The 10,468-nt window shown below is 48.0% G+C and carries 8 protein-coding genes and 1 pseudogene; 3 read left to right on the forward strand and 6 right to left on the reverse strand.

What is annotated here, in order from left to right; all coding sequences use genetic code 11:
* From ACI4WN_RS03060 to ACI4WN_RS03070, 3 genes are all read right to left on the reverse strand, one after another.
* Nucleotides 1-362 (reverse strand): arsenate reductase ArsC (locus tag ACI4WN_RS03060; protein ID WP_439776914.1); only part of this gene is annotated, 362 nt, incomplete at its 3' end.
* Between the two features lie 185 nt (nucleotides 363-547).
* Nucleotides 548-1,408: an ABC transporter permease gene (locus tag ACI4WN_RS03065; RefSeq protein ID WP_439776915.1), complete on the reverse strand. Its 861-nt coding sequence runs from the start codon at nucleotides 1,406-1,408 to the stop codon at nucleotides 548-550.
* Nucleotides 1,405-2,319 carry an ATP-binding cassette domain-containing protein gene (locus ACI4WN_RS03070; protein ID WP_439776916.1) on the reverse strand — a complete coding sequence of 305 codons (915 nt, stop codon included), beginning with the start codon at nucleotides 2,317-2,319 and terminating at the stop codon, nucleotides 1,405-1,407. The genes ACI4WN_RS03065 and ACI4WN_RS03070 overlap by 4 nt, the downstream gene beginning before the upstream one ends.
* A 147-nt stretch (nucleotides 2,320-2,466) precedes the next feature.
* Here ACI4WN_RS03070 and ACI4WN_RS03075 point away from each other — a divergent pair, with 147 nt between their 5' ends.
* Nucleotides 2,467-2,937 carry a GNAT family N-acetyltransferase gene (locus ACI4WN_RS03075; RefSeq protein WP_439776917.1) on the forward strand — a complete coding sequence of 157 codons (471 nt, stop codon included), beginning with the start codon at nucleotides 2,467-2,469 and terminating at the stop codon, nucleotides 2,935-2,937.
* Between the two features lie 331 nt (nucleotides 2,938-3,268).
* Here the strand turns inward: ACI4WN_RS03075 and ACI4WN_RS03080 are convergent, their stop codons facing one another.
* Together ACI4WN_RS03080 and ACI4WN_RS03085 are read right to left on the reverse strand one after the other, a co-directional pair.
* The gene (locus tag ACI4WN_RS03080; RefSeq protein ID WP_412131173.1) at nucleotides 3,269-4,273 is read right to left on the reverse strand and encodes a LacI family DNA-binding transcriptional regulator; all 1,005 of its coding nucleotides are present in this window, start codon (nucleotides 4,271-4,273) and stop codon (nucleotides 3,269-3,271) included.
* An 88-nt stretch (nucleotides 4,274-4,361) separates the two neighbouring features.
* A complete protein-coding gene (locus ACI4WN_RS03085; RefSeq protein WP_439776918.1) occupies nucleotides 4,362-7,391 on the reverse strand; it encodes a glycoside hydrolase family 2 TIM barrel-domain containing protein in 3,030 nt (1,009 codons plus the stop codon).
* A 403-nt stretch (nucleotides 7,392-7,794) separates the two neighbouring features.
* Between ACI4WN_RS03085 and ACI4WN_RS03090 the strand changes: the two genes are divergently transcribed.
* Nucleotides 7,795-9,660 (forward strand): glycoside-pentoside-hexuronide (GPH):cation symporter, encoded by a 1,866-nt coding sequence (locus ACI4WN_RS03090; RefSeq protein WP_439776920.1) that lies wholly within the window; start codon nucleotides 7,795-7,797, stop codon nucleotides 9,658-9,660.
* A gap of 433 nt (nucleotides 9,661-10,093) precedes the next feature.
* Here ACI4WN_RS03090 and ACI4WN_RS03095 read toward each other — a convergent pair whose 3' ends face one another.
* A complete protein-coding gene (locus ACI4WN_RS03095; RefSeq protein ID WP_439776919.1) occupies nucleotides 10,094-10,402 on the reverse strand; it encodes a type I restriction-modification enzyme R subunit C-terminal domain-containing protein in 309 nt (102 codons plus the stop codon).
* Between ACI4WN_RS03095 and ACI4WN_RS03100 the strand changes: the two are divergent.
* Nucleotides 10,371-10,468, forward strand: a pseudogene (locus ACI4WN_RS03100) (IS200/IS605 family transposase); the annotation flags it as partial. The gene ACI4WN_RS03095 and the pseudogene ACI4WN_RS03100 sit on opposite strands and share 32 nt — an antisense overlap.

A 10,468-nucleotide genomic window follows, 5' to 3' on the forward strand; every position in this document is an offset into this window, starting at 1 on the left:
TCGATCTTTGTAATCACTTGCATAAAGATTTCATCATTTTGACCCGTAGGGTCTTCTAAGCCCCAGTCTACACGCTTTTTCGCTGGTAAAAAAGGACAGCGAACCCCGCAACCCATGGTGACAACGTAATCGATATTTGGCAAATCAGTGATTTTTTTAGGCTTCTGTCCACTTGCCAACATATCAATGCCGTAGTGCTGCTTCATTAGGCGGACTGCATCTGGATTGATTTGATCTTTGATGCTGGTGCCGGCTGAGTAAGATTCAAATGTATCCCCGGCCAACTTTTTTCCTAAGGCTTCAGCAATTTGACTGCGGCAGGAATTATGGGTGCAGATAAAAGCAACACTTATTTTGGACATGATTTTCTCCTGATATTTTTACATTAACTACCTTAAGAACAACTTGTGACATAGTTATTATAAAGCAAAAGCAGCATCCCCTGCATGAAATACAGATGAATGCTGCTGTGATAACTTAGTTTGACTTTTTAAAAATCGTTCTAAAGCATACATCTTTTCATATTCTAGATTATGTTAAATAGCCTCTAAATCTCATTTTGTTTCCGGGTCAGCACTAAAACTGCCAATAAATAGAAAACAACTCCAGTTACCAGCAAAACTACTACTGATACCCAGGCAGGTGCAGTTTTATCGTTATATACGAAGACAATCCCCAGGGTTTCCTTGCACTTCCTCAGAACTTCGGAAGATTGCCGGGTAAAGTTTTCATTAATCGCAGGTTCCATCAATAGCTGCCGGTAAAGGACAGCTGAATGTGCACATGGAAAGTATTTGACCAACCATTGTACATTATCGGGTAAACTACCGATTGGAATGTAGGCTCCAACCAGGAAACCAATTAGCGTACCAACTACCGTGCTAGCTGCTGAAAAAGCAGTGTTACTCTTCAAAAAAGAAACTATGAAGGAAGCGATCGCTGAAGAAGCAAAGGCTGACAAGGCGATTACAGGCAGCAATTTAAGTAAAAGCTCCGGGTCCAGGACAGCGCCGCCAGCCATCCCCAGGTAGATTTCTCCGAAAATCAAGGTGAAAATAGACATGATGATGCTGATGATAAAGCCCGTCGCGATATACCCACCTGCGATTTGCCTTCTGCTGATTGGGGATGAATAGAAATCTTTGATCGTCTTATTCTCCCGGTCATTGATCATTATTCCGTAGGCACCTAAACTAGTGGTTAGGGATGCCGAAGCCAGCATCCCCGCCAGCATCCAAGCCCGCATAAGCCGATTTGGATGAGGTAAAAACTGTAAGCCGCTGCTGATTGAGTCACCAATAAAGAAGATATACAAGGCAAAAATGATAACTACGCTCAGCATCGAGAAGAAAACAGTTGCCTTATCCCGAAAATAAAGCTTGAGATTTCTTTTAATCATCGTTCTCATTCCCGCAACCTCCTTCCTGTAATATTCAAGAATACATCATCCATGGTTCCATGTAGGACCTCAAAATCTTGCAGCTGATCCCGAAGCTTTTCAACGACAGCAATCGCATCAAGTGTATCAGTAAGTGCCAGTTCATAGTAATCACCAGCTTTAGTCCACTTAAACGGAAAGCCTGCCAGCAAACTATCCAAGCTTTGCTTATTCTTTGGATACAGTTTCAAGCGGTCATAACTGTAACGCTTCTTTAAGTCAATTGGACTTCCTTCAGCAACAATTTTTCCTTGATCCAGAATTACTACATAGTCAGCCGCGGCTGCTTCTGCCATGTAGTGGGTTGTTAAAAAGATGGTCATCCCCTGCTCTTTTTGCAGGCGCCGGATTGTCTCCCAGATATGCTGCCGGGTTTGCGGGTCAAGTCCCGTTGTTGGCTCATCTAAAAAGAGAATCTTCGGCGTGTTTATGAGTGCTCTCGCAATATCCACCCGCCTCCTTTGTCCACCTGACAATTTTCCATAAGGGCGCTTAAGCAGATCCTTGATCTCGGTATACTCAATGGCCCTGCTTACTGCCTCTTTAATCTCTGCCTTGCTTTGGTAGTAAAAGCCGGCTCGAAGAGTCAAATTTTCCGCAACTGTAAGTTTTCTGTCTAAAAGTCCTTCTTGAAATACGATCCCGATCTTTTGCTTGATTGCTTGTACTTCCGTCTTCATGTCAAACCCAGCCAGCTTGATTTTTCCAGAATCAAACCTGGTCAAAGTTGATAAGCAGTCAACTGTTGTTGACTTCCCAGCACCATTTGGCCCAAGAAAAGCAAATAATTCGCCTTCACGAACCGTAAAAGAAATGTCACTAATAACTTTTAAGCCACCATAAGACTTTGAAAGTTTATTTACTTCAATCGCTTTTTCCATTTTCTAGCCCCTCTCCATTCGTGTTTCTATACTTATTTTACATTAAAGTGATCTTTCCAAAGGTGAAATTTTGATAAGATGCCAGAAAAGAAGCTTGACCTGTTGTGATATAATTGGTAAAAAATCTATTTTTAGGAACTGACAATAATGAACATCCGCCATGCACAAGTTAAAGACATTCCCGCAATCATGAAATTGTTGAGCCAAGTGCTAGAGATCCACGCGTCTATTCGGCCAGATATTTTTAAGCCAGGGACCACTAAGTACACCAATGATGAATTGGCTAAACTTATCAAGGATGACCAAAAGCCAATCTATGTTGCCGTTAATGACGAAGATGAAGTATTGGGCTATGTTTTCACCCAACTGCAAGAGCAGCCTTTCTCAACCAATATGGTTCAGTTCAAATCTATATTTATTGATGATCTCTGCGTTGACTCTGCTGCCCGTTCTCAAGGTGTTGGTCGGGCCTTGCTGGATTTTGTCAAGGAAGAAGGCAAACGCTTGGGCTGCTATGAAATCACCCTCAATGTGTGGGCAGGAAATGATTCGGCTATTCGCTTCTATGAAAAGAATGGCCTTAAGACCAAAGAAACAACCATGGAATATATTTTATAAGCCAAAAATCCCGATCTCACAATTTCTGAGATCGGGATTTATTTTTGCTTTAGGTGCGGGTACCAACAGTATTTAAAGAAGGCGCCGTGCGAAAATAACAAGCAGCACGAAAAGAGGGATGCAGCCACTAATGGCCGCATCCCCCTTTTTGATTTGATTTCTAATAAATCAGGGTGAAAGTAGTAATAGTTGAATTCTTCATCTTAGTCTAGATCTTAAGTTTTAGTGTCATCTGTTTTATATTTTCTTTGCCGAAGCGATCAGCCGCCAATCGATGACTGCAAGTCATTATTGTCAAAAGTGTGCAATCATTTAAAAATAGGTTCTTGTGCTAGTTAATGCTGCTCTGGCGCAATATCAGTTTGGTCAAAAGCTGCAGGGCATATGGCAGGCGGTCTGGCTGCTCTAACCGGTTCAAGAGGACCTCGGCTGCCCTCTTGCCCATCTCATTGGTCTCCACTTTCACGCTGCTCAAGGCCGGATTGGCAAATTGCGCAACGGTCGTATCGTTGAAGGAAATCATGCTAACGTCTTCGGGAACACGGACATGCAGTTCCCGGAAGGCTTTCAAAGCGCCTATTGCCATGGCATCATTGGCCACCAGCAGGCAGTTCGGCTTTTCAGCCAATTCTGGCCAGGCCAGCTTGATCGCCTCATACCCAGTTTCTGAAGTAAAGGCGCCAACGATAATCCAGTCTGGTTGATACAGATCCTTCGCCTGGGCGTAGCGTTTAAAATTCCGAAAGCGGAAATCAGTCAGGTTCTCCTTGTCATAGTGATCGCTCAAGTCCCCCGCCAGCATCCCAATCTTGGTCCGGCCAGTCTGAATGAAGTGGTCAACGATTTCTTCAACGGCGCTGCGGAAGTCTGAATAGACGCTCGGAAAGCCATCTTGCAGGTGATTGCTGTCAACGAAGACGACCGGTCCTGGCAGATGCCTAAGAATTGACAGCTGGCCAGCCGAATACTGATCGCTGCCGATCACGATCACCCCAGCGTACTTATCCAGCTCCTCCCAGTTAGCGCCGGCGTAAAGGAGTTCATGTTTAAGGCCTAATTCTGTCAGCCGCTCAGTAATTCCCAAGCGGATGGAATAGTAGTACAAGTCGTTGAGCTCTTCCTCAGGGTCGCACCACAAGACGATAGCTGCCGTCTTGCCGCTAAAACGCTGGTATTTCTTGGAAAGATGCTTGCTATAGTTCAAGTCTTCCGCTGCCTGAAAAACGCGCTTGCGGGTCTCATCGCTGACGGATAGAGTCGAATCATAATTCAAAATACGTGACACGGTTGCAGGCGATACGCCAGCCCGCTTGGCCAGATCCCGGATAGTTGCCATCTTCACCCTGCTCTTTCTCTAGATTGGAATAAGGAATAATTCACTAATTTAAATTTAGCATAATTAAAAGTTTCAAACTAGTCAAGTGTCAAGCTAGCTGATGTGAGAAAGGCGAAATAGTAAAGTTCAGTTCGTAAGACTTGCTGCTTGGCAGAAGATATTCGTCATGGACTGGCGCGCCCCAGGAGTCGTCACCGCCGACGCCCATTTGGGCGGCCAGCAGCTTGACCCAGGTGTACTCAGAATCAGGCAGGTCAAACCAGTGATCAGCTGTTTCCAATTGCGCGGTGCTATAAGGAAGAACGCTGCCTGAGAAAGGTTTAGCAGCAGCGCTAAAGACTACACCGCTTCCTTGCCGGTCATAAATCGCCAGCTTGCGAAGTCCCTCCCGATTGCCGGTTTCCTGCGGGCGCAGATATCTGGCCACGTTTTCAGTGGCTGAGGAAGTCCAGATTCCCAAGAAGGATCCCGCTTGCCGGTCAAGATAGTTTTCTTCTGGTCCCTTGCCGTAATATGTGAAATGGTTAAAGTCGTGCGGCAAGGCCAGTTCCAGGCCAAACTCCGGCAGACCAGGCAGCCCCGCGGCGCCTGGGAAGATGGCTTTGACGCCGATTGTCCCCGTGCGGTCAACCGTATAGGCAACCTTAACCTGTAAGTCTTTCCCAACAGGAAGCAGGAAGTCATAGCTGATTCTGGCGCCCGTTTCGGTCAGCTCCAGCTTGAAATCAGTCTGCTTGGCAAATTTGCCGGCATTCTCCCACATCGCCTTGTCAAAGCCATAGCCGGCGCCGCGGTCATTGTCAGTCAAGGCGCGCCAGAAGGTCAGCCGTGGCTTCTGTTTGATCAGCTCGCGATCACCATATTTGAGGGAAATCAAGCTACCCTTGTCCTTGCTGAACAAGGCCTTGACACCGTTGGCCCAAATGCCTAGGTTGAAGTCGCCGTTAATGATCCGGAAATCTGGCAAGTCTGCTGACGCTTGCTTCTTCACGCGCGTTTCAGGCACCAGGTATTCGGCGCTTGCTACGACAAAGCCGCTGCTTGCCCACGGCTGGTCTTCCTTTAAGCGGGCATCCAGGTGCCAAACCAGTTCGCCAGTCAATTTCGGCGCCTGTGGCAATGGCAGATTCTGCTTATCTTGTGCCACAATGTTCAAATTATACTGATATTCAGCAACTGGCCGGCCATCGCAAAGCAGCGTCAAGACAAAGTCATAGCTGCTCGTATCCACGAACAGGTTATCGTTCTTGATCGTGATGCCCTCCGCATTGATGGTCATTTTCAAATTGCTGTATAGCTCTTTCACCGCCCGGGCCTTTGGTGAAGGAGTTCGGTCGGCAAAGACGATGCCATTGCCGCAGAACTCACCGTCATTTGGACGGTCGTCAAAGTCCCCGCCGTATGCCAGGTACTCTTGCCCCTGGCTGTTCTTGGTCAGCAATCCCTGGTCAAGATAGTCCCAAATGAAGCCGCCTTGGTATTGTGGATACTTCTCAAGTGCCGTGTAAAGCTGCAGCCCACCCGTCGAGTTTCCCATCGCATGTGCGTACTCACAGGAAATGAATGGCTTCGGCGGGTTGGCAGTCAGATACTCTTCAATCTCTTTTGGCTTGGCGTACATCCGGCTTTCTACTTCAGTAATAAAGTCGTAGTCCCGGTTCCAGGTCACCCCCTCATAGTGAACGACCCGGCCAGGGTCGTTCTTTTTGAAAAATTCGCCCATCTTTGCCAGATCATCGCCGGCATAGCTTTCATTGCCCAAGGACCAGATCAAGATGGCCGGGTGGTTCTTGTCTCTTTGGAACATGTTGTTGGCTCTGAACATGACGTTCTCTAGCCACTCCGGCTTGCTGCCGGGCACGTTCCAGGAAGGCTCCACCTTGGTCAGCTTGTTCCAGCTACCATGGCTTTCCAAATTGACCTCATCGATCAAATAGATCCCGTATTGGTCACAAAGCTCATACCAGCGCGACTGGTTTGGATAGTGCGAGGTTCTGACGGCATTGATGTTGTGCTGCTTCAAGAAGTTGATGTCCCAAAGCATGTCCTCCTCAGTCACTGCCCGGCCCCGGCGGCAGTCGAATTCATGCCGGTTGATGCCTTTGAAGACGATTCGCTTGCCATTCAGCAACATCAAGCGGTTCTTGATTTCGAAAGTCCGAAAGCCCAGCTTGAGCGGGACGACCTCCAGGACCCGGCCGCTGTCTTCAAGCACCAATTCAGCCTTGTACAGGACTGGCTGCTCGCTGCTCCAGGCCTTGACCGGCAAGTGGTCCATGAAGAAAGTGCCAGTTTCCCAAAATTCATTTGCCTGGCTGTCATAGATCTGCCCGTCAAGATCGTAAAGGCGCAGGAGGACTTGGTCTGCTTGACCCGCGGCTTGGTACTGAACCGTCAGTTTGCCTTCGCGGTAGTCATTTTCAAGCGTGCTGGCTACTTGGAGGTCTTGGATATGCGCAAGCGGAATGGCATACAGGTCAACATCCCGGAAAATGCCGGAAAGGCGCCAGAAGTCCTGGTCTTCCAGGTAACTGGCCGAGGAATATTTGAAGACTTCAACCGCCAGCTTGTTGTCGCCTTCCTGCAGGCAGTCGGTCACGTCAAACTCGCTAGGAGTAAAGGAGTCTTCGCTGTAGCCGACAAAGGTGCCATTGAGCCAGACGTACATAGCTGTCGCCACGCCTTGGAAGCTGAGAATGACCCGCTTGCCGCTTAAGCCTTTATCCAAAGTGAAGTGCTTGACATAGCAGGCAACCGGATTGTCCCGCAGCGGCGTCTTCAGCCCGGTTTCCTCGCTCCCGTCCCATGGGTATTGGATGTTGACGTATTGCGGCTGGCCATAGCCAAGAACTTCCAAATTGCTAGGAACCTCAACCGTGTCCATGCCGCTTTCGTCAAAGCCCATTTGATAGAAGCGCCGGTTTCTGAGCTCAGGGCTCTTGCTCCAGGCCAGACGCCAGGACCCATTAAGCGACTGCTTCAGGCTGCTGCGTCCCCTTTTGGCTTCTGCTTCATTTAAGAAGTATTGGTGATCCGAATGAGCCGGCAAAGTATTCACCGCAAACACTTCTGGATCGCTGAGCCATGCAAATTCAGGCTTTTCTGCTGTTTTCCCCATTTTATTGCCTCTTTCTAGTAATGTCTTGCTTGATTGCTAGTTCTTGCTTACAGCCAATATCATAGCTTGTTCAGTTCATTTTTGCAAGTGCTTTTAGTAAATATTTTACTAGATATTAAAAAGCAATCACCTTAGCTTGGCTTGCCATTCCTAGGCATTAATTGCCTTGCTTCCTTATTTTTGCAATCAAAAAAGCAAGCGAGGGATTGCAAAATTCGTCGGTTTTTTTGGCTCTATTCGCTCATGTCTTCAGCGACGGTTAGCATTTTTGGTAAATTGTTTACTAAAAGTGTTTACTTTTGACAAAATTCCGGCTATAATTTACTTCGTAAACAAGTAAAGCGATTACAGCAAATAAAATGGAGGTATATTCGTGAACCGCACTGTGAAATCCAAAGGGCTCATGTCCCGCTTCTCCTTCGCGATGGGGAATCTGGGCCATGCTGCCTTCTATGGACTCTTGTCCAACTACTTCATTATCTTCGTGACCAGCGGGCTCTTCAGCGGCCTGCCAACAGCGATTGCCAACAAGTTGATCTACCTGATTACCACCTTGATCGTCGTCGTCAGAGTAGCCGAAATTGCCATCGATCCGTTGATCGGGAACGTGGTCGACAACACCCATTCCAAGTGGGGCAAGTTCAAGCCTTGGATCCTGGCTGGGACCGTCATCAGCTCCTTACTGATGATCGTCCTGTTCACGGGGATCTTCGGCCTGGCCAACAGCAACTGGGTGCTGTTTTCCATCCTGTTCGTCATCATCTTTGTCACCCTGGACGTCTTCTACTCCTTCTCTGACGTTTCCTACTGGGGGATGGTGCCAGCCTTAAGCGAAGATAGCCGTGAGCGTGGGGTCTACACCTCCCTGGGCAACTTCACTGGGACGATCGGCTGGAACGGCCTGACCATCATCGTCGTTCCCCTGGTAACCTACTTCACTTTCAAAGCTACCGGCAAGCAGGAAGAAGGGCCAAGCGGCTGGCTGGCTTTTGCCGTGATTATTTCCTTATTGACCATCGTCTGCATGTTCATCACGGCCATCGGCACCCAGGAAAAGGACAACCTGATCCGCCGGGCGGCCAACAAGAAGAAGACCAGCATCAAAGACGTGCTTATGGCCCTGGCCCACAATGACCAGATTCTTTGGGCATCTTTAGGCTATTTCCTTTTCTCATTGGCCAACGTCATCACTAACGGCGTCTTGTTCTACTTCTTCAAGTTCATCTTGGACAAGCCGGAGTCATATTCACTGGTTGGCGTGGTCGCAACGATCGTTTCCTTCTGCACCTCGCCATTGTATCCAATTCTCAACAAGTTCATTCCGCGCAAGTGGCTCTTTACAATTGGTCAGGTTTGCATGATCCTGTCCTACATCATCTTTATTTTCTTCAGCAACAATCTGGCCTTGTTGATCGTCGCGATCGCCTTGCTCAACTTCTCCTTTGCCCAGCTGGTAACGGTCTTGACCTTGACTGACGCGATTGAATACGGACAGCTTAAGAATGGCGAAAGAAATGAAGCCGTCACCTTGGCCGTGCGGCCAATGATCGACAAACTGACCGGGGCCTTTTCGAACGGCTTGGTCAGCTTCATCGCCGTTACCTGCGGCATGACGGGAGCAGCAACCGCAGCTGACATGACCTCGGCCAGCATCCACACTTTCAAGAGTTTTGCCTTCATCATTCCGCTGGTCTTGGCAATCCTGGCCCTGATTGTGTTCGACAAGAAGGTCACCTTGACCGAAAAGAAGCATGCCGAGATCGTCAACCAGCTGCAGGAAAAGCTGAGCGTTGACACGGCCAGCACCGGCAAGACCGGGACGACTGAAGTTGATGCTCCAGTCACTGGTCAGCTCATCCCCCTCTCCTCTCTGCCGGATAGCTTCGTGCCCCAGCACGGTGAAGGCTTCGCCATCAAGCCAAGCGAAGGCAAGATCTACGCGCCATTCACCGGGACCGTCCGCTTCACCTTTACGACCAAGCATGTCTTGGGCATGGTATCAGACAATGGCTTGGAAGCCTTAATCCACATTGGACTTGGCACCGTCAACCTGCGCGGTGAAGGCTTCAACAGCTACTATGCCGATGGGCAGCAGGTCGAAAAAGGCCAGCTGCTGATGGATTTTGACCGGGAATTGATCCAAGAGCGCGGATACGATGACACGGTCATCGTCCTCTTCACCCAGCCCCAGCGCCTGCTGCACTTTGAAGACGTCACTGAGCACGCGGTCAAGTCAGGCGAAGAAATTATGCAGGTAGACGTCAAATAGCCCAATGTTATAACTACTCTAATAACCGCATCCCCTCTTAAAGGTTGCGGTTATTATGGTATAAGCTGATGGCTGGTGTGAAGACAACAGAAAGGGATCACACAGATGAATACAATGACATTGCGGCTAAAAGAATTACGCAAGCAGCTGGCTTAGACCAAGACCGCCAAGCGTTAACTTGGCTCAAAGCAAGATCACTTTCATGTATGAGGGCGAAAAGGTACCTGAATCTGAGATGAAGATTGTGTGCCGCCTTTTGAATTCAAATAACGACCGATTTAAATGCTATTTTCCCAGAATTTTACAACTCAACGAAATACTCTAAAAGGTTGATATATCAAATGATAGAGCACTTTGAGTAGTAATTTATGGAAAATTAGCAATATAAGACGAAGTAAAAATGAAAAGGACGTACCAATGGTACGTCCTTTGATTATGCGACAACGTCAGCATTGTCGTTAATATGCTGAATCGTCATTCGGATCCCTGTCCAAAGATCTGGTCGGTCTCCAAAGAGTTCGATAATATTGCCTCGATCAATGAATGGTGAATCCTGCATAACTGTCAGGTCCTTCATTAAGCCGTTTTTAGCAATATATTCAACGATTTGGTTCAAGAAGTAGATTTGCTGGCTATTCAGGCTAGTGTCGCTCAGATAGGCTGAAAAAGCCTCCTTGGCCGCATTCATGTCTAAGCCAACAATTGACCGGATAAATTCGCCAAAGGAAAGGCCAGTAGACATAGTAAAGGGATTGAAAGGCTGGACGGCACGGAAATGGTTTGAGCTGCACCCGGAAACCAAGCAGAT

The organism is Lactobacillus sp. (genome assembly GCF_051893255.1).
Lineage (GTDB): Bacteria > Bacillota > Bacilli > Lactobacillales > Lactobacillaceae > Lactobacillus.